The following is a 25004-nucleotide window of genomic DNA, read 5'->3' on the forward strand; positions in this document are numbered from 1 at the left end:
GGCGCTTTTATCCTCCAGTCAGGAAGGCTAACAGCTTATACTTGGCGGTTTGTGTAAAGCCGCCGGCCGCCCCATGGCCGGGATACTGGACCCTGCCATGCTACGAATCACCGAACTGAAGCTGCCCCTGGACCACTCCGATGAAGCCCTGCGTGACGCGATCGTCGAGCGCCTGGGCATCACCGATGAACAACTGCTCAGCTTCACCCTGTTCAAGCGCAGCTACGATGCCCGCAAGAAGAACAGCGAAATGCTGTTCATCTACACCATCGACCTGGAAGCGAGCAACGAAGCGCAACTGCTGCGCAAGTTCGCTGACGATCGCAACATCGGCGTTGCCCCCGATGTCAGCTACAAGTTCGTCGGTCATGCACCTACCGACCTGCAGGAACGGCCGATCGTGGTCGGCTTCGGCCCTTGCGGCATCTTCGCAGGCCTTTTGCTGGCGCAGATGGGCTTTCGCCCGATCATCCTGGAGCGTGGCAAGGAAGTACGCCAGCGCACCAAGGATACCTGGGGCCTGTGGCGCAAGAGCGTGCTCAACCCCGAGTCCAACGTCCAGTTCGGTGAAGGCGGCGCCGGCACCTTCTCCGACGGCAAGCTGTACAGCCAGATCAAGGATCCGAACCACCATGGCCGCAAGGTCCTGGAAGAATTCGTCAAGGCCGGTGCGCCAGAAGAAATCCTCTACATCAACAAACCGCACATCGGCACCTTCCGACTGACCGGCATGGTCGAGCAGATGCGTCAGGACATGATTGCCCTGGGCGCGGAAGTCCGCTTCGAACAAAAGGTCACCGACCTGCTGATCGATGACGGTCAACTGACCGGCGTGGTCTTGGAGAGCGGCGAACAGCTGCACTCGCGCCATGTGGTCCTGGCCTTGGGCCACAGTGCTCGCGATACCTTCCGCATGCTCCATGCCAAAGGCATCTACATGGAAGCCAAGCCGTTCTCGGTCGGCTTCCGCATCGAACACCCGCAGTCACTGATCGACAAGGCGCGCCTGGGTAAATATGCCGGGCACCCGAAGCTGGGCGCTGCCGACTACAAGCTGGTGCACCATGCCAAGAACGGCCGCTCGGTCTACAGCTTCTGCATGTGCCCGGGCGGCACCGTGGTCGCCGCCACCAGCGAGCCGGGCCGAGTGGTCACCAACGGCATGAGCCAGTACTCGCGTAACGAGCGCAACGCCAACTCCGGCATCGTTGTCGGCATCGATCCGGAGCGCGATTACCCGGGCGGCCCGCTGGCGGGTATCGAACTGCAGGAACGCCTGGAGTCCCATGCCTACGTGATGGGCGGCAGCAATTATCAGGCGCCTGCGCAGTTGGTAGGCGATTTCGTCGCCGGCCGTCCCTCTACTGAACTGGGCAGCGTTGAACCTTCCTACAAGCCAGGTGTGACCCTGGGCGACCTGGCGCCGAGCCTGCCAGACTTCGCCATCGAGGCCATCCGCGAAGCGCTGCCGGCGTTCGATCGCCAGATCAAGGGCTACAACCTGCACGACGCCGTGCTGACCGGCATCGAGACACGCACGTCCTCGCCGGTGCGTATCACGCGAGGTGCGGACTACCAAAGCCTCAACCTGAAGGGGTTGTTCCCGGCAGGTGAAGGCGCAGGCTATGCCGGCGGCATCCTTTCCGCAGGCGTCGATGGCATTCGTATCGCCGAAGCCGTGGCACGGGACATGCTCGGTCTCGATGCCTGACTCAAATGGAAACGAGGGCTGCAGCACAGCCCTCAACTGAGTTCAAAGATCAGAAAGAACCCTCACACCCGCCAGACTTTTTCCATCACCGTGTCCGGCAAAAGCCCTTTAGGCTTCGCAGATCGAGCCGTAAAAACCTATAACAAAAGCGCAGGGCGTTTTTGTTCCAATACCCCACGCCCCCACGCTAGGGTGTACGTCTTTTTAATCCGAGCCCGTTCATGGAGACCCGTCAGGCCGTGCGTACCCTCATTACCCGTTTTCTCCAGCTGGAGGCCGCCGGTGGCCTGCTACTGATCGCCGCGGCGGTCCTTGCCCTGATCATCAACAATTCTCCCCTTTCGTATCTGTATGGCGGCCTGCTCGACGTGCCGGTCGCCGTGCAGGTCGGCGCCCTGCAGATCGCCAAGCCTCTGCTGCTGTGGATCAACGATGGCCTGATGGCGCTGTTCTTCCTGCTGATCGGCCTGGAGGTCAAGCGCGAAGTCATCGAGGGACAGTTGTCCAAACCTTCCCAGGTGATCCTCCCGGCCACCGCAGCCATTGGCGGCATGGTGGTGCCCGCGCTGATCTATTGGCTGATCAACCGGGACAACCCGGCTGCCATCGCCGGCTGGGCCATTCCCACCGCCACCGATATCGCGTTCGCCCTGGGCGTGCTGGCGCTGCTCGGCAAGCGGGTACCGGTGTCGCTGAAACTGTTCCTGATGACCCTGGCGATCATCGACGACCTGGGCGCCATCGTCATCATCGCCCTGTTCTACTCCGGTACCCTGTCGAACGTTTCGCTGATGCTGGCGGGTGCTTGCCTGCTGACCCTGCTGGCGATGAACCGGCTGGGCGTGATCAAGCTGACACCCTACCTGCTGGTGGGCCTGATCCTCTGGGTCTGTGTGCTCAAGAGCGGCGTCCACGCGACCCTGGCCGGAGTGGCCCTGGCCCTGTGCATTCCACTGCGCACTCGCCACGCCGCCTCCTCGCCACTGCTGCGACTGGAGCACGCCCTGCATCCCTGGGTCGCCTATGCCATCCTGCCTCTGTTCGCCTTTGCCAATGCCGGTGTCTCTCTCGCGGGCATGAACCTGGACAGCTTCACTCATCCGGTTCCCATGGGTATCGCCGTCGGCCTGTTGTTGGGCAAGACGGTCGGCGTGTTCGGCCTGACTTGGCTTGCGGTCAAGCTGCGCCTGGCTGCGCTGCCTGCAGGCGCAAACTGGGGGCAGGTGCTGGGTGTTGCGACCCTGTGTGGCATCGGCTTCACCATGAGCTTGTTCGTCGGCTCCCTGGCCTTCGTACCTGGGGACAGCGAGTTCGCCGGCATGGACCGCATGGGCATCCTGACCGGCTCCCTGTTCGCGGCCCTGATCGGTTACGCAATGACTGCGATGGCCAGTCGCAAGCCCATCAACTGAACACTACGGCAATAAAAAACCCCGACCGGCGTAAACCGAGTCGGGGTTTTTCATTGCCACAGAACGATCAGTGCGTCACACGGCTAGTGCCATCGACGGTCATGATGCGCACGCGCTCACCCACACGGAAGATTTCGTTCTGCTGCACTTGCTGCACATAGGCACGCATGCTGCCATCGTCTTCACGAACGGTGATTTCCACACCCTGGGTGCGGGTCAGGCCTTCTTCGGCGGCGGAGCCTGCCAGGCCACCGGCCACGGCACCGATCACGGCGGCGACGATACTGCCGCGACCGCCACCAATGGCGCTACCCGCCACGCCGCCGACCACGGCACCTGCACCACCACCGATCGGGGTCTTGGTGCCTTCGATTTTCACCGGACGCAGGGACTCGATGGTGCCCATACGCACGGTCTGTACGCGACGGGCCTCATCTCGGGAATAGCTGTCGCCGGTCAGACTGGAAGCACAACCGCCGAGCAGCAGCGACATGGTGGTGAAACTCGCCACCAGCAAAACGGATTTACGCATGGGAAACTCTCCATAAGTCAGGTGTCCATTAGACCCCGCGCGTTGATGACTGTCACGACACAGACGTTACAAATTTGCTTTTATTCAGCTGCAGTACAGCCTGCACACCCCATTGCGGGCTCGACTATCGAAAACCAAGGATAGCCATGGATTACTTCATCGTCGTTGTGGTGACTGTTACAGGCCTGTACTTCCATTGGTGGCTGTATGTGCGCATGCGCCGCTGGATGGACCGCGACCTGGCCTTGTCACTGGCGGGCGAGGACCCGGTCAAACGGGCCTACATGCTTGATTGCCTGGAGCAGGCGCGGGGACAGAAGATCAAGCGGAAGGAATTGGCAGCCTGGCTTGAACGTCAGGCCGCCGCTTACACAGGTTAAGGCGCCAGGCGCTCACGCAGCCACTGACCCTCTACCCATCGATAGTTCAAACGATCGTGCAGCCGGCTGGCGCGCCCCTGCCAGAACTCGATACGCTCAGGCAGCAGGCGATACCCCCCCCAATGCTCGGGACAGTGGGGCTGAGTATCGGAGAATCGCGCCTCGGTAGCCTTGACCAGGCCTTCGAGTTCCTCACGACCGGCAATCACTCGGCTCTGCGGCGAAGCCCAGGCCCCCAGGCGACTCCCCAGCGGACGCACCTGGTAATAGTCGTCAGACTCCTTGGCCGTAACCTTTTCCACCCGCCCCTCGATACGCACCTGGCGTTCCAGCGCCGGCCAGAAAAACGTCATGGCAGCGTATGGATTGGCCAGCAGTTGCTGGCCTTTGGCACTGTCGTAGTTGGTGAAAAAGGTGAAACCACGCTCGTCGAGCCCCTTTAGCAACAGCACCCGGCAATGGGGACGCCCTTGCTCATCGACAGTGGCCAGGGTCATGGCGTTCGCCTCAACCGGTGCCTGCTCGGTTTTCACGGCTTCGCCGAACCACTGGTGGAACAAGGCGAACGGCTCACCCGGTGCCTGGGCTTCGGCCAGGCCATCACGGGTGTAGTCGCGCCGCATATCGGCCAGAGATTGGGTCATGACTGCGTTTCCTTGACGATCAATTGGTCTTCGCAGAGGCTACTTTCTTTTCAGTCGTGGCCTTCTTTGCAACCGGCTTGGCCGGTGCGGCTTTCTTTTTCGCAGTGGCTTTGGCAGGAGCCTTGGCCTTGGCGGCTGGCTTTTTGGCGGCCGGCTTGGCGGCTGCCTTCGCCGCAGGCTTGCCGGCGGCTGCCTTGGCTGCGGGAGCCGGAGCGTCCTGGGTGGCAACCATCGACGCAGGCGCAGGTGCAGGCGCTGCCTGTTGGTACTTGGCCAGCAGCGCAACCATGGTGTTCTGTGGGGTCAGCAGCATTTCAACGCGGCGGTTCAGAGCGCGGCCTTCGGCGCTGTCGTTAGCAGCACGTGGCATTACCGAGCCCATGCCCTTGAGGGTCAAGCGGTCACGCTGCAGGCCGCTGAGGCGGAAAATCGCCGATACCGAAGCTGCGCGCTCCAGGCTGAGCTTCTGATTGGCTGCGGCGGCGCCGCTGGTGTCGGCGTGACCGAGAATCAGCACGGCGGTCTTGGGGTCGGTTTCGACGGTCTTGGCCACGCGAGTGATCGGGCCCAGGGTCATCGGTAGCAGCATGTTAGGGCGATCCGGGTTGTAGGAGCCGTCCACGGGGATGGTCACCGCGAGCACGTTGTCACGGCGTTCCAACTCGAACTTGCTGTCTTTGATGGCTTCACGCAGCTTTGGCTCGTATTCATCGAGCCAGGCCTGGGTGGCCTTCTGGTCGATCTTGGGTGCAACCGGGCCCTTGGCCTGCTTGTCGTCCCCGCCAAACGGCCACCACCAGCGGCTGCCGCTCTCGGACTTGGCATCGGCCTTGGCCACCTTTTCAGTCACGGCTTCCTTCACTTCCTGCTCGGCCACTTTGTCCGAGCCGAACGGCCACCAGCTGTGGCCTGCGTCGCTCGACGCATTTTGCGAATGCTGGGCACAGCCGGTAACGGCCAGGCACAGAGCGAGTGCTAAGGTTTTATGTGAAGACATCAGCGATACACCATGAAATAGAAAGAAATTTTGCCAACACACATCAGGCGTTGGCATTGAGGATAGTCAAAGGGCCTGGGCATTACCCGCACTACCCGATCAAAGGCAAGTGCCAAGAACGCGTACCAGCTTCTGGGCACGAGGGTCCATCAGCACATAGGGGCCCAGCGTATTGGTCACGAAACCAAAGGCTACGTCGTACTCCGGATCGGCAAATCCGACCGAACCGCCGGCCCCTGGGTGACCGAAGGCCCGGGCGCCCAATCCGAACGTCGCGTTGGCCACATCAGGCTGGTCGAGCATGCAACCCAGGCCGAAGCGTGTCTGGGTCAACAAGGTTCGGTCCTGGCCAAGGCTGTGCTCACGGGTCAGCTCATCGAGCAGTTCCGACTCCAGCAAGCTGCCGTCGAGCAGGCCGGCGTAAAACCCCGCGAGGCTACGGGCATTGCCATGGCCATTGGCCGCTGGCTGCTGCATGCGTCGCCACTCAGGTTTGTTGGTGCTGGTGAGAATGGCCGGGGGATTGGTGAAGGCACGAGTGGACAAGGCCTCGGGCTCACGCAGGGTCACCTGTAGCAGGCGCTGGGCCGCCGCGTCGCCGGGGTTACCCTTGCCGCGGGCGATGTGCGCCACGCGATGGAACTCTTCGTCGGCCAGACCGACATGGAAATCCAGCCCCAGGGGACGAGCAGTACGGGCGACGATCGACTCGCCTGGGCCACGCCCATCGACACGCCGGATGAGCTCACCGATCAGCCAGCCATAGGTGATAGCGGCATAACCGTGCTCGGTGCCCGGCGTCCACCAGGGGGCTTCGGCTGCCAAGGCGTCGACCATGGCTTGCCAGTCGTAAAGCGCCTCGGCCGGCAGCAGTTCGCGAATGGCCGGTAGGCCAGCCCGGTGGCTGAGCAATTGGCGTAAGGTCACGGACGCTTTGCCGGCCTGGCCGAACTCGGGCCAGTAGCGCACCACAGGAGCATCCAGGCTGAGCTTGCCCTCCCCGACCAGTTGCAACGCGGTGACGGCAGTGAAGGTCTTGGTGCACGAGAACAAGTTGGCGATGGTGTCGCTGTGCCAGGCCTCGCGGCCGTCCTTGTCGGCACTGCCGGCCCACAGATCCACCACGGTTTCGCCGCCAACCTGGATGCACAGTCCCGCACCACGCTCCTGGGGATCGTCGAACAACGCGGCGAAGGCTTCTCGCACCGCCTCGAACTTCAGCTCATAGTGACCCTGGATCTGCACCCGACAGCTCTCCGTACGACTCATCTCAACGAAAGTCGTGCATTGTTCCAGTAGTTGGCCAATTTGCAAACTGAATGTGGCCGGATGGTCATACGTGGCACGGGGCCGCTACGCTCTGTTGGTACTCCCATATAGCCGCCTAGCGGCCCTGCCCTCATTGCACAGGCTGCTCCAGGCCTTTGCGTAGGTGCTCGAGCGCCTGCTGGTTGCTCTTGCGCACCGCCTCCACAAACCCCGGATACGGCACGTCGGTGATGGCGACCAGGCCAAGGTGGCCGTTTTCCCCATCGAGCAGGCGCCCGCTGGCTGGCTGATCAAGGTACTGGAACCAGTGCGCACCGACGATCATCGGCTGGCCCAGAGCCGCCTTGAGGAAGTTGCCATAGGCCGGCCCACGGTCCTCCTCCCTTGCGACCTCCACCGGCCCCGGCCAGAACGGTCCACGATCGCGCGAGCCGAACTGGAACTCCGAGACCAGTACGGGCTTGTCCAGTTCAGCCAAGCGAGCGAAGTCATAGCCGTCCTCAGGCTTGAGGGTATAGAAATTGAAGCTGAGCACGTCGCAGAACTCGGCGCAGGCCTTGACCGCTTCCGGGGTGCTCACTGCATATCGACCGCCCAGCAACAGGTGGTTGGGTGCATGCCATTTGAGCGCGTCGGAGATGGTCTTGAAATACGTCTCGGCAAATACCTGCTGGAAGTACTGGTAGTCGCGCTCGATCTCGGGATGCTCGGGGTTCGGCAAAGGCGCTTCGAAACCAGGGTCTTCCATCAGCTCCCAGGCCTGCAGGTCGATGCCCCAAGCCTTGGACAAACCTTGCTGGTTGCGGTACTTGTCGCGCAACTGTTTGAGGAAGGCGCGCTTGGCCGGCACATCGGTCGTCAGGCGCAAGGTGCCGTAAGCCAGGCCATAGCGGGCCTTGGGGTCTTCGCCAGGGGCCGCCCAGGCCAGTTCGTTGTCAGCGAAGTAGCCGATCAGCCATGGGTCATCACGGTGATCCCGAGCCGCGATGGCGACCGCACGCTCGGTCGCCATGGCAAAGCGCGGGTCGAACGGATCGGGCATGCGGCCCCACCAATCCATGCCGGTGCTGATGCTGGTGTAGTCGCCGACGATTGACAACGGCAGGGTATAGGGCATCCGCCGAGCCTGCCCCAGCGCCGGATCGCTCCAGTTGCCCAGGGTGTTGAAGCCCCAGGCCTGCAGCCGGTCCAAGGTATGGGCCTGCCAGCGTGCAGCATCCAGGGAGGCTGGTGGGCACGGCACCGCTGGGCTTGGCGGACAAGGCTCGCCATAGGTGCGGTATAGATTGGCTGCATAGAAGTCGAACCAGCGACCTTGCTTGAAATTGCGCCCCTGGGATGAGGCATTGCCATCGTCGTTGTTACCCTGCCCATAGAAGGCTGCCAGCGGTTCACCCTCGCCAGGCAAAGCCTTGAACATGCTTTCGCGGCCCGCCACATAAGTGCGCCCGCCATCGGCGGCCACTGCATTGACGCCCAGGGAATAGAACGCGTGCCCATCCGGCGTCACCAGGTACCAGCGTCCGTCGCGCTTCTCGGTTCGAAAGAACCCTTTGGCTTCGAATGCAGGCCCGGCCAGCAGCCCCCCGTAGGCATCGAGCTGCTGTTTGCCGCGGGCATCAAGCCAGCCCTTGAGCTGCTGCTGCTCACGTCCTCGGGCGGCTTTCAACTGCTCATCACTGGTGATTTTTTCAGGCCATCGCCCGCGCGTAGACTGGCCGTAGGCGTCGAGCAGCCCTTCGTAGGCGGCCGTGAAGACCTGGTCATCGTCCTGGATACCGACCCTCTCGATCAGCAGGCTCTGGGCCACCTTCGGATTGGGGATGCTCAGGCTGACGCCAACCACCTGCGCAAGATCCACCTCCCCTGCACTGCTGGCGAGCAATACGCGCTGCCCCTCATACATCCAGGGCATTGGCGGCCCGGCGCGCATGCCCTGGCTCAATGGCGAACGGGCCCGCAAAGGCACCAGCACCGTCTGAGCAGGGCCCGCAGGTAGGTCGATACGGCTGCTCAGGGTGCGACCGTCGCTACTCTGCACCGTTACGTCCACAGTCAATGCCCAGTCCATGGCGCTTTGCAATCGTAGGGTCAGGGCCTGGCCGGCTGACCAATCCCAGGCGCCATTCTGCGGGCTCAGGCGCAAGGTCGGCTGCTGCACTGGGTTGAACACCACGCGCCGCAGCACCTCGCCTTCAGTGGTCTGCTCGGCGTTGTATTGCGGCATATTGGCATCGGTTGTAGTCACATTGACCACCGCTGCCGGACGCACGAAACTGAACAACGTCTGCTGCCCGGCCAGCAAGGGCGAGCTGAACAACAGGGCGAGAACGGCAGGCAGGGTGCGGCGGATCATAGGGTTGAAGCTCTCCTTCAGGGCCATGGGTCCGTGACAGGTAATGAACAGCAGGTCGCAGCCGAGCCGCGACCGTCAGGAAATTTCCCGCCGGAACGGCGGCAGCGCATTGAGGATAGCCTTGCCATAGCGCTGGGTGACCAGGCGACGATCGAGCAACGTGATCACCCCGCGGTCCTGCTCGGTACGCAGCAGGCGACCGCAGGCCTGGATCAAGCGCAACGAGGCGTCGGGGACGGCGATCTCCATGAACGGGTTGCCGCCACGGGCTTCGATCCACTCGGCCAGGGCCGCTTCGACCGGATCGTCCGGTACGGCGAAGGGGATCTTGGCGATGACCACGTGTTCGCAGTAAGCGCCGGGCAGGTCGACACCCTCGGCAAAGCTCGCCAGGCCGAAAAGCACACTGTGCTGGCCGTCATCTACGCGCGCCTTGTGCTTGTTCAGGGTTTCCTGCTTGGACAGATTGCCCTGGATGAGCACCAGCTTGCGCCAGTCTCGATCCAGGCCATCGAACACGTCTTGCATTTGCTTGCGCGACGAGAACAGCACCAACGCGCCACGGGCCTCCTCGAGCATGCCCGGCAGTTCGCGGATGATGGCTGCAGTGTGTCCCGGCACGTCGCGCGGGTCGGCTCCCAGGTCAGGGACCCGCAACAGGCCTGCATCGCCGTGCACGAACGGACTGGGTACGACACAGGTGATCGCATCGCGTGGCAGGCCCGAGCGCATGCGGAATCGATCGAATTTACCCAAGGCAGTGAGGGTCGCGGAGGTCACCAAGGCGCCATGAGCGACGTTCCACAGGCTGCGACGCAGCATTTCAGCAGCCAGAATGGGGCTGGCGTTGACCTCGATGTCGAACAGCGCACCACTTTCGGCAAGTGTGAGCCAACGCGCCATGGGCGGGCTGTCTTCGGGGTCCTCGGCGGTAAAGGCGGTCCATAGCTCCCAGTTGCCCTGGGCACGGGTCACCAGGCTGCCGAACAGCGGGTACCATTCCTCGGCCTGATGACTGGCGATACCGATGTTGACCTCACCGTCCATGCCTTCCTTGAGCAGGTCGGCCAGCCGGGTGAAAACATCATTGAGACGGGCGAAGCCTTTCTTCAGCTCGATCCCAACCTCGCGAATCTGCTCCGGCACCACACCGCCCTCGAAGCGGTAGCGTGGACGCTCCCGGCCTTCCATGTCTTCACCGGGACGGAAATCCGCGACCTGCTCGCACAGGGTGAACATGAACTGTTGCTGGGTACGCACTTCCCGCGCCAGTTCCGGCACTTGTTCGATCAGCTTGCCCAGGTCACCCGGCAAAGGATGCTGAGCCAAGAGCTTGGTGAGGTTCTTGGCGGTCTGCTCCAGCCAATCCGCGGTCGAGCGCAGCCGCGAGTAATGGGCGAAGTGGCCAATGGCCTTGTCCGGCAGGTGATGGCCTTCGTCAAAGACGTAAATGGTATCGCGCGGATCGGGCAATACGGCACCGCCGCCCAGGGCCAGATCGGCCAGGACCATGTCATGGTTGGTGACGATCACATCGACCTTGCCCATACCCTCACGGGCCTTGTAGAACACGCACTGCTGGAAGTTCGGGCAGTGGCGCCCCGTACATTGGCTGTGGTCGGTGGTCAGACGGGCCCAGTCCTGGTCCTCGAGTGCCTCGGGCCAGCTGTCGCGGTCGCCGTCCCAACGGTTGCCGGCGAGCCGCTCGATCATGCTGTTGAACAGCTTCTGGCTCTTTTCATCGACCTCGATGCGGAAGCCCTCTTCCTCGAACAGCTGCGCGGTGGCCGATTGGGCATGCCCCTCCTGCAACAGGATGTCGAGCTTGGACAGGCACAGATAGCGGCCACGGCCCTTGGCCAGGGCGAAACTGAAGTTGAGCCCGCTGCTGCGCATCAGGTCGGGCAGATCCTTGAAGACGATCTGCTCTTGCAGGGCGACGGTTGCTGTGGCGATCACCAACCGCTTGCCGGCAGCCTTGGCGGCGGGAATGGCGGCCAGGCTGTAGGCGACCGTCTTGCCGGTACCGGTACCGGCCTCGAGCGCGACCACGGCGGGCTCGCCTGCACGGCGTCCTTCATCGTCACAGGCGATGTCGCCGAGCACCTTGGCCACTTCGGCGATCATCAGGCGCTGGCCGTAGCGGGGCTTTAGGCTCTTGGCTTCGAGAAAACGCGAGTAGGCGCCCTGGATGGTGGCTTTGAGTTCGTTGCTGATCATGGTCTGCAGGCGCCCGGAGGGCTGGATAAATTTTCAGTGTTTCACATGGGCCGGCTATCATACCCCGCTATTGCCCTTTATGCCGCATGGAGATCCGGATGCTTGCCTTTGCCCTGCCCTACACATTGCATGTCCTCGCGGCCCTGGTTTGGGTCGGCGGTATGTTCTTCGCCTGGCTGGTACTGCGGCCAGCGGCGGTTTCAGCCCTCGAAGGGCCTGCACGACTGAAGTTGTGGGTGGAAGTTTTCCGACGGTTCTTCCGATGGGTCTGGCTGGCAGTGGTCATTCTTGCGATAAGCGGTATCGGGATGTTGCACCTGCGCTTCAATGGCTTCGAGACCGCACCGCGTTACATCCAGGTGATGATTGGGGGTGGGATTGCCATGTTTGCGTTGTTCATGCGGGTTCAGGCGCTGTTGCTGCCACAGCTGCGGGCGGCAGTGACGGCTGAGGACTGGGCGACGGGGGCTGGCGTGCTTGGGCAGATTCGTCGAATGGTCGGGGTTAATTTGCTGTTGGGGATTTTGGTTGTGGTGGTGGCCAGTTCGCGGGTTTTGGTTTGAGGTTGGGCTTGGGCTTCTCCGGCTAGCGGTGCAAGCCTCCATCTCGCGACTTCGGCTCACGCCGAAGGGCACTGCGCGCCAGCTCTACATAAACCTCCACGCGGCCTTGAGGTCGCCATTGATAGCGCCTGGACTATCGCGCATCAAAGGCGAAACAGCACAGAACCTGGCGCTGGCGAAGCCTGCGATGGGCCGCGCAGCGGCACCAACTTGAATGGTTGACGGTCGCTCCACCGTCCCAAACGGGCCACCATCAGCACGCCGAGTGGAGGTGCTTGGGACGAACTGAACCAGCTTCGCCCCAAGAATCAACTCATAAGCGCTCCAGGACCAACTCCCCAGCCGCTCCTGCCAACCCGGGCTGCCCCTCCACGCCTGGCCGCCCATCCGCACCGGCGTCGGTTCGATAAACAAGGCATCCCTTGCTGGCGCCGCCCAAGCCAGCCTTGCCCGCCGCACCCGGCTTGCCCGGCGCACCGCCATCGAGCCGAACCTGGATACGCTCCGGCGGGAACCCCTCCGGCACAGCCAGGCGAATGCGCCCACCGGAAGCGCCATCATGCCCGTTTCCACCGTCGTCTCCATTGGCGCCGCGGCTAGCCTGGCCCCAGGTACAACCGCCGGCTTTGCCGTTGGCACCATCGAGCCCGACATAGCCTGGCGCACCGGCGCCGCCTCGGGCATCGATCGACAGCCGCTGCGCCTGCAACCCGTTCAGCCTGAGTTCCAGATCCCGCCCAGGCCGAGCGGCGCGTTCATAAGTGCCGGCAGCGCCGGTGGCACTGAATTCGCTGCCGTCACCCAGCTCGGCAACACCGGTCTCGATACGCAAAGGGGCCTCGGCGGGGGTAATGGCTATGCGCGCATCGCGCCCCAGCACCAGACGATCCACCTTCAGTTCCGTCAGCGTCGCGGGCAGCAACAGTGTCGCCGAATCGGCGATCTGCAATTGCTCAAGGTGCACGCTGCTCGCTTTGTTCGGTAGGCGCAGCACCGAATGGGCCGCAACGTCCAGGCTTTCGGCCTGGACCATGGGACTGGTCAACGCCAGCATCAACATCACCTTACGCATGGCGTGGCGTCTCCAAGGGCTTGGGAATGGACATGACATGAAAAATGCCCGTCAGCAGGATCTGCAGCCGATCGAACCAACGGTGGCTACGCCCGCGCAAGCTGGCATTGAAGAACAGCACTTCCAGGCAGTGCAGGCTCAGCAGGAAAATCCCCGCGGCATTGAGTAACAGATTGAACGGCAGCGGTTGCGGCATGAACAGGTTCACCAGCACCACCCACCAGAACACCACCGTCAGGGCCTTGCCCAGGCCCAGGATGAATTTCATACCCGCCCCCTGAATTTGTTGTTATGGCTGCAAGGCCCGAGCGAGCAGGCCGTGCAGCCAACAGTAAACCTATGCCAGGGTAGGCGCTAGAGGTGTCAATTCAGGTGCAGTTCTACCCGTCGATTACGAGCCCGACCTTCTTCTGTGTCGTTGTCGGCCACAGGCTCACTTTCGCCGCGGCCTTGGCTGGTCACCTTGTCCGCGGCCAGACCCTGAGCGATCAGGAACTCCGCGACACTGCCGGCACGCTGCTCAGACAGGCCCTGGTTGTAGGCATCGGTGCCGACGCTGTCGGTAAAGCCAATGACCTTGATACGGGTCACCTGCGGATCGCTCAGCTGAGGGAGCAAGGCGCGCAGGCGTTGCTGGGCCTCGACGGTCAACTGTGCCGAGTCGAAGGCGAACAGCACCTGCCCCTGGTCATCCAGGGTAATGACCTCAGGCACCGGCGCTTCGCCTGCCGGTGGCGTTGTCGGATACTGCGGCAACGGGCAGCCCATGTGATTGACCGACGTCCCGGCCGGGGTATCAGGGCAGCGGTCGCGACGGTCGAACACGCCATCACCATCCCCGTCACCGTCCTGGGCGTAACAGATCAAGCCACCGGCGATGGCGCCGAGCGCTCCGGCACCGGCAGCCCAACTGGAATTCTCGATGGCACCCAGGCCGCCGCCGACCAGCCCGCCTAGCAGGCTGCACAGGGGCCAGGTCCTTTGATTGAGGGGCGCGCTGCCATCGCTGTGGGTGGCACAACCGGCGAGCAGGCCTGTAACCAGCACCAGCGGCAACGCCGCCTTCGACATAACACCCATGATCAATGCTCCTGTGTCACCGGTCTCTACCGGTCACCCGAGTAAAGACGCGCCCATGCCACTGCTCAAGGCATGGGCGCATGCCGTCAGCGCTGGATCTTGATCTCGGTGCGGCGGTTCATGGCACGGCCATCAGCCGTCGCGTTGTCGGCAACCGGCTGGGACTCCCCGGCCCCTACCACCGCAACGAAGCTGCTACGTGGCACACCGCTTTCGACCAGATAGTCGGTGACCGAATGCGCACGGCGCTCGGACAGTTTCTGGTTGTAGGTATCAGAACCCACACTGTCGGTATGTCCGGTGACGGTCAGGCGGGCGCTGGGCGCTTCCTGCTTCAGTCGGGTGGCAATGGTGTTCAGTCGCTCCTTGTCGGTGGCAGTCAGGCGGGCGGAATCGAATTCGAAGTGCACGTCGCGGATGACGATGACCTCTTCCTTCTGTACCACCACCTCCTCGACCGGCGCCGGTGCCGGTGGGCAGCCGTTGGCATCGACCTGTACACCGCGTGGCGTGCCAGGGCACTTGTCCCGGCTGTCCGGTACGCCATCGCCATCTTCGTCGCCATCGCCGTGGGCCCAGCAGTAGCCCGCCGCCAGGCCACCGCCAAGCAGCGCGCCCCAACCCGCCCAAGTGGAACTCTCGATGGCACCGAGGGCTGCGCCACTTACACCCCCGACGGCGGCACACTTCGGCCAGTCGGTTTTTTGCAAACCTGCACAACCAGTCAACACGCTGGTGAGCAGGACCAGGGGTATCGCTGTGCGTACTATGCTCATTTTGTCGCATCTCCTAGGGGGAATCGGCATAAGACCGATCCTTCGGAGTAAAGACCGCCCGCTTCCTCTCTGCCAGCAATAAGCCACACAGGGCACCACGCCTCTTTGCCGAGCGCTCCCGGCCCGATAGGCTAGGACGACCTGAACGAGGATTGGCAATGACCGACAGTTTCTCCCAGCGCACCCCACAGCAGGCCCTGGCAGCCTTGCTCGAGCGCTTCACACCCCAGCGTCTGCTGCTGGTGGGCACGCGCTTCCCGGCCTTGGAAGCCTTCGCCCAGGCGCATCCGCAAGTGCATATCGAAGTGGTCCCGCCAGGCCCGCTGCCCGCACCGGCCGCCGCCCAGCGCTTCGACCTTGCGGTACTGGTGGATTGTCTGGAGCACCTGCCCAAGCGCACCGGCCTTCAGTTGCTCGGCGGCATCCGCAACCTCAATGCCAGCCGGGTTGCAGTGCTCGCCGACCTGCAAGCCTGCGGCTGGCAGGACACGGACTTCTTCGCCCTGGCGCTGTCGGCCAGCGAGAAGTTCCGGCGAGACGAGCAGGTATTGAGCCTGTTCACCTATGATCTACATGACTACAAGCAGGTCCCGGACTGGCTCAACGCCAAGTTCTGGGCAAACCCTGAAAACTTCGGCAAGTACTGGTGGTGATTCAATGAGTGTCTCGGTCTGTCCATGCGGCAGTGGCAACCTGCTCGATGCCTGTTGCGGGCGATACCATGCCGGCACCCCGGCGCCCGACGCCCAGGCCCTGATGCGCTCGCGCTACAGCGCCTATGTGCTGGGCTTGGTCGACTATCTGGTGGACACCACCCTGCCGGCCCAGCAGGCCGGCCTGGACCGCGCCGCGATCGCTGCCTGGAGCGCCCAGAGCACCTGGCTTGGCCTAGAGGTCGAGAACGCCGAGGTATTGGGCGGACAGCCTGAGCACGCCTTCGTCAGCTTTACCGCACGCTGGCATGACCAGCACGGCGATCACCAGCACCGCGAGCGCTCTGCCTTCGTTCAGAACAGTGGTCGTTGGTACTTCATCGACCCGACAGTTTCACTCAAGGCCGGACGCAACGACCCTTGCCCCTGCGCCAGCGGACAGAAGTTCAAGAAGTGCTGCGCCAGTTACATCGGTAGCTGACCATGAGCACCCTGGCCCGCCTGCTTGCCCTGTCATTGCTGATGACGCTCCTGGCGGGCTGTGCGAGCTGGGGTGACGACGAATGGCGCGAACCGCAGGTGCACCTGGTCCGGGTCGAGACGGTCAAGGCCCGGTTGCTGCAACAGGAGTTCATTCTCCACGTGCGGGTCGAAAACCCCAACGACAGCCGCTTGTTCATCCGCAGCCTGGACTACTCGGTACGCCTGAACGACCTGTTGCTGGTGCAGGATGAAGCCAGCCTGTGGCGAAGCGTCGGCGGCCACGCCCAGCGCACGTTCAAGATCACGGCCCGAACCAACTTGTGGCAAAAGCTCAAGCCCTTGGCCAAGATGCTCAAGCGCGAGCAGCCTCTGCACTACCGCCTGCAAGCCGAACTGCACACGGGACTGATCATCCATCGGGACCTGCACTTGTCGCGCAGTGGTGAGATAATCCCCGGCGATCTTCAACCGGAGTAACCCTGCAATGACCCAGCAACCCCATGTTCATGGCCCGGACTGCAACCACGGTCACGACCATCACCATGATCACGACCACGGCCACGTGCACGGCCCGCACTGCAACCATGGCCATCAGGAGCCGGTGCGCAACGCTCTGAAAGACGTTGGCCGCAACGACCCGTGCCCGTGCGGTAGCCAGAAGAAATTCAAGAAGTGCCACGGGGCCTGACCCCGCGGCAGCGGCACGTTTCAAGCGACAAGAAAAAGCAGACTCGCCCTCGACCTGCTTTGACTTGAAGCTTGAAACTTCAGGTCCGGCCAACCACTGGGCAGCCCCCTGAAAATAAAGCCTACAGGCACCTTGCATGGCGACCGCGCGCTCACTAACGTAGCGCCTTTCCGAATCCCGCCACGCCCTGCAGGAGCCTTGTCATGGCAGCCCCCGTCCTTCCCCCCTTCCGCCTTCGGTTTGGCCCCGCTGCCGTCGTGCTCGGCATGTTCGGCCTTGCCGGCTGTCAGGTGGGCGGCTACCAGGACAGCGTGCCTCCGACCACTGGTGTGCAACCGCTCAAAGGCCTGGCACAGAATGTCTCGGTACGCCGCAACGCCATGGGCGCACCGCTGATCGAAAGCAGCAGTTTCCATGATGCCCTGTTCAGCCTGGGCTACGTGCAGGCCGGCGATCGCATCGAGCAGATGGTCGCCATGCGCCTGCTGGCCCAAGGGCGCCTGGCTGAACTGGCCGGCCCTGACGCCTTGGACATCGATCGTCTGATGCGCGCTGCCAACCTCAAGCAAAGCGCTGGACAGCTTTACGCCGACGCCTCGCCACGCCTGAAGCGGTTCTTCGAGGTCTATGCCCGCGGCGTCAACGCCTATCTGTTCCGTTACCGCGACAAGTTGCCTGCGGACCTGGCCCGCAGCGGCTATCGCCCGGAGTATTGGAAGCCTGAGGACTCGGCGCTGATCTTCAGCCTGTATGCCTTCAGCCAGTCGGTGAACCTGCAGGAAGAACTGACCGCCCTGACCCTGGCGCAGAAAGTCGGCAGCGACAAGCTCGCCTGGCTGCTGCCAGGTGCTCCCGACGAGCCACTGGCCGAAGCCGAACTGGACAAGCTCAAGGGTTTGAACCTCAAGAGCCAACTGCCAGGCCTGGAGCGCTTGGGCGCTGCAGGGCAGAAGCTCGCCGACCTGGGCCTGCTGGGCAGCCCCGGCTCGGCCAACCTGGCACTGTCGCCGCAACGCAGCCGCAGCGGCAAGAGCCTGTTGGCCAGCGATAGCCGCGCCACGTGGGCCCTCGCCCCGGTACAGATCCACACCGGCAAGTATCAAGTCGCAGGCCTGGCACTGCCGGGCCTGCCCATCATCCTCGCCGGCTACAACGGCAAGCTGGCCTGGAGCAGCAGCGCGGTGATGGCCGACAACCAGGACCTGTATCTGGAGCAATTGCGTCACCAGGGCAGCCAGGTGAGCTACTTGGCCGATGGCAAGTGGCAACCTGCCCGCGCACGCAGCGAAACCTTCTTCGTCCGCGGTCAACGTCCCCTGCGTGAAGTCATGTACGACACCCGCCACGGCACTCTGCTCAGCCAACCGGCCAATGCCAGCCTCGGCCTGGCCCTGAACCTGCCACAACTCAAAGGCGATCGCAGCCTTGACGCGCTGTTCGACCTGACCCGCGCATCGTCGGTGGAGCGGGCCTTCGACAATACCCGTGAAGTCGGCGCCGCTGCCCTGAACTTCGTCTTCGCCGAACCGCAGCACATCGGCTGGCAGGTCAGCGGCCGCTACCCCAACCGCCGCGAAGGCCAGGGCCTGCTGCCCTCGCCCGGCTGGGATAGCCGTTACGACTGGGATGGCTACGCCGATCCAATGCTGCACCCTTACGACCAGGACCCGGTCGCCGGCTGGGTCGGCCATGCCAACCAACGCAGCCTGCCACGTGGCTACGGGATGCAGCTGTCCAACACCTGGTACTACCCCGAGCGCGCCGAGCGCCTGGCCCAGCTGGCCGGCAACGGCCGCCACGACAGCCGTAGCCTGATGGCCCTGCAGAACGACCAGGTCGCTCTGCTGGCAGACAAACTCAAGCAGATGTTCGACGCCCCCGGCATGGCCCAGTCGCTCACTCAAGCGATCGACGCATTACCGGCCGCCCAGCGGGACAAAGCGCGTGAAGCACTGACCCGGCTAAAGGCTTTCGATGGCCGCCTGAACCCGGTATCGGCCGATGCCGCGCTGTATGCATTGTTCCTGCAGGAGGTCGCTCGCCAGACCTTCCTCGACGATCTGGGCCCGGAGTCCAGCCCGGCCTGGCAAGCGTTCATCGGCAATGCGCAGCTTTCCTACTCGGCCCAGGCCGACCACTTGCTGGGCCGCGAGGACAGCCCGTTCTGGGATGACCGCAACACGCCGCAAAAAGAAGACAAGCCTGCCATTCTCGCCCGTAGCCTGGCAGGGGCCGTGGATGCTGGCGTCGCCCAGCTGGGCAGCGACCGTCGCGCCTGGCAATGGGGCAAGCTGCACCAGTATCGCTGGCCAGCACCGACCTACCATGGCCTGGGTGATGCCATCAGCCGCAACCCCATGGCCGCAGGCGGCGATTTCAGCACCCTGGCGCTGACGCCTTATGCCTGGGGCGGCAGCTTCGATACCTACCTGCCGGCATCGGCGCGCATGATCGTCGATTTCGGGCAGGCCGAACCGCTGCAGGTGCTGACGAGCAATGGCCAGTCCGGGAACCCGGCGAGCCGGCATTACAGCGATGGCCTGGACGCCTGGTTCCAGGGCCGTTTCATGAACCTGCCGCTGCAACAGCAGAACTTCTCCCGCGCCTATGGCTCGCAGCGACTCACCCTGGTCCCTGGCCGCTGATCGCAAGCCCCCTTTGAACCGCGACGTCCGCCGTTGGACGCTCGCGGTTCCTTCACCAAGAACTTCCGTGACCCTGTCGTGCTCTGAGGTTACAAGCCCTTAGCCAACCGGCACGCCTATGGATCTCGTCATCGCCCGCCCCGAAGGCCTCTATTGCCCGCCCGGTGATTTCTACATCGACCCGTGGCGCCCGGTGGACCGCGCAGTGATTACCCACGGCCACGGCGATCACGCCCGGCCCGGCAATCACCATTACCTGACCGCCGCCCCCGGTGCAGGCATCCTGCGCAGCCGATTGGGGCCGGACATCCAGCTGCAGACGCTTGCCTATGGCGAACGCCTCGAACACCGGGGCGTGACCTTGAGTTTTCACCCCGCTGGCCACGTGCTCGGCTCGGGCCAGGTGCGCCTGGAATACCGAGGCGAGGTCTGGGTCGCCTCGGGAGATTACAAGATCGAGCCGGACGGCACCTGCGCTGCGTTCGAGCCGGTGCGCTGCCATACCTTCATCAGTGAGTCGACTTTCGGCCTGCCAATCTACCGCTGGCAACCTCAGGCCGAGGTGATGGCGCAGATCGATGCCTGGTGGCGGGCCAACCGTGAACAGGGCAAAACCAGCGTGCTGTTCTGCTATGCCTTCGGAAAGGCCCAGCGGATCCTCCACGGCTTGGACCCGCACGCCGGCCCAATTCTGGTCCATGGCGCGATGGAACCTCTGAACCGCGTCTATCGGGAAGCGGGCGTGCACCTGGCCCCGACGCACTATGCAGGCGACATCCCCCGCAACGATCCGATGCTGCGCCAGGCCCTGGTGCTGGCTCCGCCTTCGGCGGCCGGTAGCAGTTGGATGAAGCGCTTCGGCGATTACAGTGACGCCTTGGCCAGCGGTTGGATGCGCCTGCGCGGCACCCGACGACGCCGCGGCGTGGACCGCGGGTTCGTGCTCTCCGATCATGCCGATTGGCCGGGGCTGCTATGGGCGATCGAGCAGACGGGCGCCGAGCGGGTGATGGTCACTCACGGCTCGGTCGATGTGTTGGTGCGCTACCTCAACGAACAGGGCCTCGATGCCCGCGCCTTCGCTACCGAATACGGCGACGAGGACGAGACCGACACCGAGGCTGGCACATGAAGACCTTCGCCGAGCTCTATCTGCGCCTGGACGCGACCACATCCAGCAATGCCAAGCTCGAGGCCCTGCGCGACTACTTCGCAGACGCACCTGCCGAGGATGCAGCCTGGGCCGTGTACTTCCTGGCCGGCGGCCGTCCGCGGCAAATGGTCCCTACCCGTCTGCTGCGCGAGCTCACCCTTGAACTTTCGCACTTGCCCGACTGGCTGTTCGAAGAAAGCTACCAGGCTGTGGGCGATCTGGCAGAGACTATTTCCCTGGTGCTCCCGGACAACCCGCATGGCAATGACGAGGGACTGGCCTTTTGGGTCGAGGAGCACCTGCTGCCCCTGCGCGGCCTACCGCCGGAAACCATCCGTCAACGCCTGCCAGGCTTGTGGTCGCAGCTGGATCGACCCGGTTTGATGCTATGCCTGAAACTTATCACCGGCAGCTTCCGCGTCGGGGTGTCCAAACTGCTGGTGACCCGCGCCCTGGCCCAGCTCGCCGGTCTGGATGCCAAACGCGTGGCGCAGCGCCTGGTGGGCTATACCGATCTCAGCCACCGCCCGACGGCGCAAGACTACCTGCAGCTGATCGCCGCCGAATCTGCCGACGAACATCGCCAACGCGGCGGCCAGCCCTACCCGTTCTTCCTCGCCCACGCGCTGCAGGCTTCCGTCGAGCAGTTCGAGACATTGCTCGGCCCGGTGTCTGCCTGGCAGGCGGAGTGGAAGTGGGATGGCATTCGCGCACAGGTCGTCAAGCGCGATGGCCAGCTGTGGATATGGTCGCGGGGAGAGGAACTGGTCACCGAGCGCTTTCCGGAACTGCACAGCCTGGCCACCACTTTGCCTGACGGTGTAGTGCTCGATGGTGAAATCCTGGTCTGGAAACCGGGCAGCCAAGCCGGCGATGTCGCCGTGCAACCTTTCGCCCTGCTGCAACAGCGCTTGGGCCGCAAGACGCTGGGCAAGAAGTTGCTCACCGAGGCGCCGGTGGTGCTGCAAGCCTATGACCTGCTCGAATGGCAGGGTGAAGATTGGCGCAACCGGCCTCAACATGAACGTCGGGCCCAACTGCAACACCTGACGCAGCAGTACCCACTGGCCCCGATGCTGCTGTCACCGTTGCTACAGGGCAGCGACTGGCATGACCTCGCCCGCCAACGCGAGCAGTCACGCAGTCTGGGCGTCGAAGGTCTGATGCTCAAGCAGCGCGATGCCCTCTATGGCGTGGGCCGCACCAAAGACATGGGCCTGTGGTGGAAGTGGAAGATCGATCCTTTCAGCGTCGATGCCGTGTTGATCTACGCGCAGCGCGGTCATGGCCGTCGTGCCAGCCTGTACAGCGATTACACCTTTGCCGTCTGGGACGGGCCACCGGGGACTCCCGGACGCACCCTGGTGCCTTTCGCCAAGGCGTATTCCGGGCTGAGCGATGCAGAAATGCGGCAAGTCGATGCCATTATCCGCAAGACCACGGTGGAAACCTTCGGCCCGGTGCGCAGTGTGACCCCGACACTGGTGTTCGAGCTGGGCTTCGAGGGTATTGCCTTGTCCAAACGCCACAAGAGCGGCATCGCGGTGCGCTTTCCGCGCATGCTGCGCTGGCGCCATGACAAACCTGTGCAAGAAGCCGACGACCTGGCCACCTTGCAGGCCTTGCTTGCCTGAGTGCGGGCAAACCCGCGCAAGGAGGCTGCGCAATGGCAGAAGTTATGCTTCTATCTTTCTGCCGACTGTCATCGCAGACCGTATTCGCCACTTCAGCCAGGACCACCATGCATCATTCGACCCACGACCTGCTGTCCCCTGTCCCGGGCATTGCCCGCCAGCTTCATAGCTTCCACTTCGGCCCTCGCGGCGGTGGCAAGGTGTACATCCAGGCGTCACTGCATGCCGACGAGCTACCCGGCATGCTGGTGGCCTGGCACCTGAAGCGCCGTTTGCTGGAGCTGGAACAGGACGGGCGGCTGCAACGCGAGATCATCCTCGTTCCGGTGGCCAACCCCGTGGGCCTGGAACAGGTGCTCCTGGACGCGCCCTTGGGGCGCTTCGAGCTGCAAAGTGGCGAAAACTTCAACCGCAACTTCGTTGATTTGTCCGACAGTATCGGCGATCAGATCGAGGGCCATCTGACCCATGATCCTTCGCACAACCTGGCCCTGATCCGCGAGTACCTGCGCCGGGGCCTGGATGCGCATCCCGCGCGCACCCCACTGCAATCCCAGCGCCTGACCCTGCAACGCCTGGCGTGCGATGCCGATATGGTTTTGGACCTGCATTGCGACTTCGAGGCCGTGGAGCATCTGTACACCACACCGGAGGCCTGGGATCAGGTAGAGCCGCTGGCCCGCTATCTGGGCGTGCAGGCCAGCCTGCTGGCCACGGACTCCGGCGGCCAGTCTTTCGATGAATGCTTCAGCCTGGTGTGGTGGCAGTTACAGCAACGTTTTGGCAAGCAGTTCCCCATCCCTCTGGGCAGTTTCTCTGTGACTGTCGAGCTACGCGGGCAGGCAGATGTCAGCCACGACCTGGCCACTCAGGATTGCCAAGGGATACTCAATTTCCTGACCCATGCTGGGGTGATTTCGGGAGAAGCGCCCGGCCTGCCGCCATTGGCCTACCCGGCAACGCCGCTGGCCGCCGTGGAGCCTGTGGTGGCGCCGTTGGGCGGGCTGTTGGTCTTCCACGCGACACCCGGCCAATACCTGGAGGCGGGCGAGCTGATCGCGGAGGTCATCGATCCGCTGAACGACCGGGTGACCGCGGTGCGCAATACCCAGCCTGGCCTCCTTTATGCACGCAGCGTCAGGCGCATGGCCACAGCGGGCATGGTCGTCGCCCACGTGGCGGGCGAGCAGGTCTGTCGCAGCGGTTACCTGCTGGCCAACTGAGCCCGTCGTGCTGGCTGGCCCTCAGGCCACCGGCGAAGGAGGTGGTTCGTCAGGCAAGGTCGGCTCTCCCGGCTCCATGGGTGGCGACTCGCCAGGATCCGGGGGCTGAGGTGTGTCGGGGTCGGGCTGATGGGGTACGCCACCGGCTTGTACGGGCGTTGAAGGGTGCGCCAGCAATGACCAAGCCAGCAGCCCTATCTGGTTGGGCTGCAGGACGGCGAGCTTCGCACTGATTGCGGGGTGAAGTTTCATTGGCGGCTCCCGGCGATGCCCGATGCGCGTCATGCGCACCGGATCGTTCTAGCCATTGGAGTGCCTGGCGGGCGAGGAATTCCCCGCGCTCGTCGCCTCAGGTGCGTGGCAGGGTGACGCCGCGCTGCCCTTGGTATTTACCACCGCGATCCTTGTAGGACACTTCGCACTCCTCATCGGATTCGAGGAAGAGCATCTGCGCCACGCCTTCATTGGCATAGATCTTCGCCGGCAAGGTGGTGGTATTGGAGAACTCCAGGGTCACGTGACCCTCCCACTCCGGTTCCAGCGGCGTGACGTTGACGATGATGCCGCAACGCGCGTAGGTGCTCTTGCCCAGGCAGATGGTCAGCACATTGCGCGGAATGCGGAAGTACTCGACGGTGCGGGCCAGGGCGAAGGAGTTCGGAGGAATGATGCACACGTCGCTCTTGACGTCGACGAAGCTGCCGGCGTCGAAGTTTTTCGGGTCGACAGTGGCCGAATTGATGTTGGTGAAGACCTTGAATTCATCGGCGCAGCGCACGTCGTAGCCGTAGCTGGACACGCCGAAGGAAATGACTCGGCTGTCCTCGCCGCCGCGCACCTGGCGCTCGACGAACGGTTCGATCATGCCGTGTTCCTGCGCCATGCGGCGAATCCACTTGTCCGATTTGATGCTCATGGCGGGAGTGTCCTGAAAGTGCTAGGTGAAAAACGAGACGCGCATCTTACCGGTCCCGGCGGCTACGGCAAAGTTCCATCCCGCAATCCCGCGCCGGACGGGAGCTGCAGCCGCCGCCGATCCGATTTTCGACAAAGCCGTCATTGACCATTGGCAGGTCGGGGAAAGTGGGTTAAGGTGGCGCCACTGTGCTGCACGTGACACCGAGAATCTCTGTTTGATGCACGATTCCTATCGGCCCATCGCTGAATTTTCCGCTCTCTTTGCACTCAGTCCCGGCCAGGGTGTTCCTGTGCCGAAATCTACTTTGTCCAAGGAGACATACCATGTCCAACCGCCAATCCGGTACCGTCAAGTGGTTCAACGATGAGAAGGGCTACGGCTTCATCACCCCTCAGTCGGGTGACGATCTGTTCGTACACTTCAAGGCCATCCAGGCTGACGGCTTCAAAACCCTGAAAGAAGGCCAGGCTGTTACTTTCGTCGCTACCCGCGGCCAGAAAGGTATGCAGGCTGAAGAAGTTCGCATCGAAGGTTAATCCTTCTTTCGCGCTTCAAAAAAACCCGCCATATGGCGGGTTTTTTTATGCCTGACGC

The 25004-nt window shown here is 63.3% G+C and carries 25 protein-coding genes; 13 read left to right on the top strand and 12 right to left on the bottom strand.

Translation table 11 applies throughout. The annotated features are described in order from the left end of the window. The first annotated feature begins 97 nt into the window (after positions 1-97). Both DQ397_RS21410 and nhaA read left to right on the top strand, forming a co-directional pair. Entirely contained in the window at positions 98-1711 is a 1614-nt protein-coding gene (locus DQ397_RS21410) for an NAD(P)/FAD-dependent oxidoreductase (protein WP_043213115.1), read from the top strand. A gap of 221 nt (positions 1712-1932) precedes the next feature. Continuing rightward, on the top strand, positions 1933-3123 hold the full coding sequence (nhaA, locus tag DQ397_RS21415; protein ID WP_043213114.1) for a Na+/H+ antiporter NhaA: 1191 nt from the start codon (positions 1933-1935) through the stop codon (positions 3121-3123). A gap of 67 nt (positions 3124-3190) precedes the next feature. Here the strand turns inward: nhaA and DQ397_RS21420 are convergent, their stop codons facing one another. Further along, positions 3191-3655, bottom strand: a complete 465-nt coding sequence (locus DQ397_RS21420) for a glycine zipper 2TM domain-containing protein (RefSeq protein ID WP_043213112.1) — start codon at positions 3653-3655, stop codon at positions 3191-3193. A 146-nt stretch (positions 3656-3801) separates the two neighbouring features. Between DQ397_RS21420 and DQ397_RS21425 the strand changes: the two genes are divergently transcribed. Then, positions 3802-4035 carry a hypothetical protein gene (locus DQ397_RS21425; protein WP_043213111.1) on the top strand — a complete coding sequence of 78 codons (234 nt, stop codon included), beginning with the start codon at positions 3802-3804 and terminating at the stop codon, positions 4033-4035. Here DQ397_RS21425 and pdxH read toward each other — a convergent pair. From pdxH to dinG, 5 genes are all read right to left on the bottom strand, one after another. Then, positions 4032-4679, bottom strand: coding sequence for a pyridoxamine 5'-phosphate oxidase (gene pdxH / locus DQ397_RS21430; protein WP_043213110.1), 648 nt, complete (start codon positions 4677-4679; stop codon positions 4032-4034). The two genes, DQ397_RS21425 and pdxH, sit on opposite strands and share 4 nt — an antisense overlap. Positions 4680-4698: 19 nt before the next feature. Beyond that, a complete protein-coding gene (locus tag DQ397_RS21435; RefSeq protein ID WP_043213109.1) occupies positions 4699-5676 on the bottom strand; it encodes an OmpA family protein in 978 nt (325 codons plus the stop codon). Between the two features lie 99 nt (positions 5677-5775). Next, positions 5776-6921, bottom strand: coding sequence for an EstA family serine hydrolase (locus DQ397_RS21440; RefSeq protein WP_043213107.1), 1146 nt, complete (start codon positions 6919-6921; stop codon positions 5776-5778). Between the two features lie 154 nt (positions 6922-7075). Continuing rightward, complete coding sequence (locus DQ397_RS21445; RefSeq protein ID WP_043213106.1) at positions 7076-9301, bottom strand: beta-galactosidase; 2226 nt, start codon at positions 9299-9301, stop codon at positions 7076-7078. Between the two features lie 75 nt (positions 9302-9376). After that, positions 9377-11521 (bottom strand): ATP-dependent DNA helicase DinG, encoded by a 2145-nt coding sequence (dinG, locus tag DQ397_RS21450; RefSeq protein WP_043213105.1) that lies wholly within the window; start codon positions 11519-11521, stop codon positions 9377-9379. A 98-nt stretch (positions 11522-11619) separates the two neighbouring features. Between dinG and DQ397_RS21455 the strand changes: the two genes are divergently transcribed. Then, the gene (locus tag DQ397_RS21455; protein ID WP_043213103.1) at positions 11620-12084 is read left to right on the top strand and encodes a CopD family protein; all 465 of its coding nucleotides are present in this window, start codon (positions 11620-11622) and stop codon (positions 12082-12084) included. 313 nt (positions 12085-12397) lie between these two features. Here the strand turns inward: DQ397_RS21455 and DQ397_RS21460 are convergent, their stop codons facing one another. From DQ397_RS21460 to DQ397_RS21475, 4 genes are all read right to left on the bottom strand, one after another. Then, the gene (locus DQ397_RS21460) at positions 12398-13156 is read right to left on the bottom strand and encodes a hypothetical protein (protein ID WP_043213102.1); all 759 of its coding nucleotides are present in this window, start codon (positions 13154-13156) and stop codon (positions 12398-12400) included. Beyond that, complete coding sequence (locus DQ397_RS21465) at positions 13149-13424, bottom strand: DUF1145 domain-containing protein (RefSeq protein WP_043213100.1); 276 nt, start codon at positions 13422-13424, stop codon at positions 13149-13151. The genes DQ397_RS21460 and DQ397_RS21465 overlap by 8 nt, the downstream gene beginning before the upstream one ends. Before the next feature lie 95 nt (positions 13425-13519). Further along, positions 13520-14236 (bottom strand): OmpA family protein, encoded by a 717-nt coding sequence (locus tag DQ397_RS21470; RefSeq protein WP_043213096.1) that lies wholly within the window; start codon positions 14234-14236, stop codon positions 13520-13522. A gap of 86 nt (positions 14237-14322) precedes the next feature. Beyond that, positions 14323-15012 (bottom strand): OmpA family protein, encoded by a 690-nt coding sequence (locus tag DQ397_RS21475; RefSeq protein WP_043213095.1) that lies wholly within the window; start codon positions 15010-15012, stop codon positions 14323-14325. A 158-nt stretch (positions 15013-15170) separates the two neighbouring features. Here DQ397_RS21475 and DQ397_RS21480 point away from each other — a divergent pair, with 158 nt between their 5' ends. From DQ397_RS21480 to DQ397_RS21515, 8 genes are all read left to right on the top strand, one after another. Then, the gene (locus DQ397_RS21480; RefSeq protein WP_043213092.1) at positions 15171-15665 is read left to right on the top strand and encodes a DUF6231 family protein; all 495 of its coding nucleotides are present in this window, start codon (positions 15171-15173) and stop codon (positions 15663-15665) included. Between the two features lie 4 nt (positions 15666-15669). Then, entirely contained in the window at positions 15670-16146 is a 477-nt protein-coding gene (locus DQ397_RS21485) for a YchJ family protein (RefSeq protein ID WP_043213090.1), read from the top strand. Between the two features lie 2 nt (positions 16147-16148). Next, positions 16149-16625 (top strand): LEA type 2 family protein, encoded by a 477-nt coding sequence (locus DQ397_RS21490; RefSeq protein WP_043213087.1) that lies wholly within the window; start codon positions 16149-16151, stop codon positions 16623-16625. A gap of 7 nt (positions 16626-16632) precedes the next feature. Beyond that, the gene (locus DQ397_RS21495; protein ID WP_011532538.1) at positions 16633-16836 is read left to right on the top strand and encodes an SEC-C metal-binding domain-containing protein; all 204 of its coding nucleotides are present in this window, start codon (positions 16633-16635) and stop codon (positions 16834-16836) included. Positions 16837-17039: 203 nt separating this feature from the next. After that, positions 17040-19481 carry a penicillin acylase family protein gene (locus DQ397_RS21500; protein WP_043213083.1) on the top strand — a complete coding sequence of 814 codons (2442 nt, stop codon included), beginning with the start codon at positions 17040-17042 and terminating at the stop codon, positions 19479-19481. Between the two features lie 118 nt (positions 19482-19599). Beyond that, the gene (locus DQ397_RS21505) at positions 19600-20613 is read left to right on the top strand and encodes a ligase-associated DNA damage response exonuclease (RefSeq protein ID WP_043213082.1); all 1014 of its coding nucleotides are present in this window, start codon (positions 19600-19602) and stop codon (positions 20611-20613) included. Continuing rightward, positions 20610-22268 (top strand): ATP-dependent DNA ligase, encoded by a 1659-nt coding sequence (locus DQ397_RS21510; protein WP_043213080.1) that lies wholly within the window; start codon positions 20610-20612, stop codon positions 22266-22268. Before DQ397_RS21505 ends, DQ397_RS21510 begins: the two co-directional genes overlap by 4 nt. A gap of 107 nt (positions 22269-22375) precedes the next feature. Continuing rightward, complete coding sequence (locus tag DQ397_RS21515) at positions 22376-23491, top strand: succinylglutamate desuccinylase/aspartoacylase family protein (protein ID WP_043213078.1); 1116 nt, start codon at positions 22376-22378, stop codon at positions 23489-23491. A gap of 21 nt (positions 23492-23512) precedes the next feature. Here DQ397_RS21515 and DQ397_RS21520 read toward each other — a convergent pair whose 3' ends face one another. Together DQ397_RS21520 and dcd are read right to left on the bottom strand one after the other, a co-directional pair. After that, positions 23513-23743, bottom strand: coding sequence for a hypothetical protein (locus DQ397_RS21520; RefSeq protein WP_080642124.1), 231 nt, complete (start codon positions 23741-23743; stop codon positions 23513-23515). 97 nt (positions 23744-23840) lie between these two features. After that, positions 23841-24407, bottom strand: a complete 567-nt coding sequence (gene dcd, locus DQ397_RS21525) for a dCTP deaminase (RefSeq protein ID WP_043213075.1) — start codon at positions 24405-24407, stop codon at positions 23841-23843. A gap of 326 nt (positions 24408-24733) precedes the next feature. On the opposite strand from dcd, the gene DQ397_RS21530 reads away from it, so the two are divergent. Continuing rightward, a complete protein-coding gene (locus tag DQ397_RS21530) occupies positions 24734-24946 on the top strand; it encodes a cold-shock protein (protein WP_043213073.1) in 213 nt (70 codons plus the stop codon). The last annotated feature ends 58 nt before the right edge of the window (positions 24947-25004 follow it).

Source organism: Pseudomonas sp. CK-NBRI-02 (genome assembly GCF_008124495.1).
GTDB lineage: Bacteria > Pseudomonadota > Gammaproteobacteria > Pseudomonadales > Pseudomonadaceae > Aquipseudomonas > Aquipseudomonas guariconensis.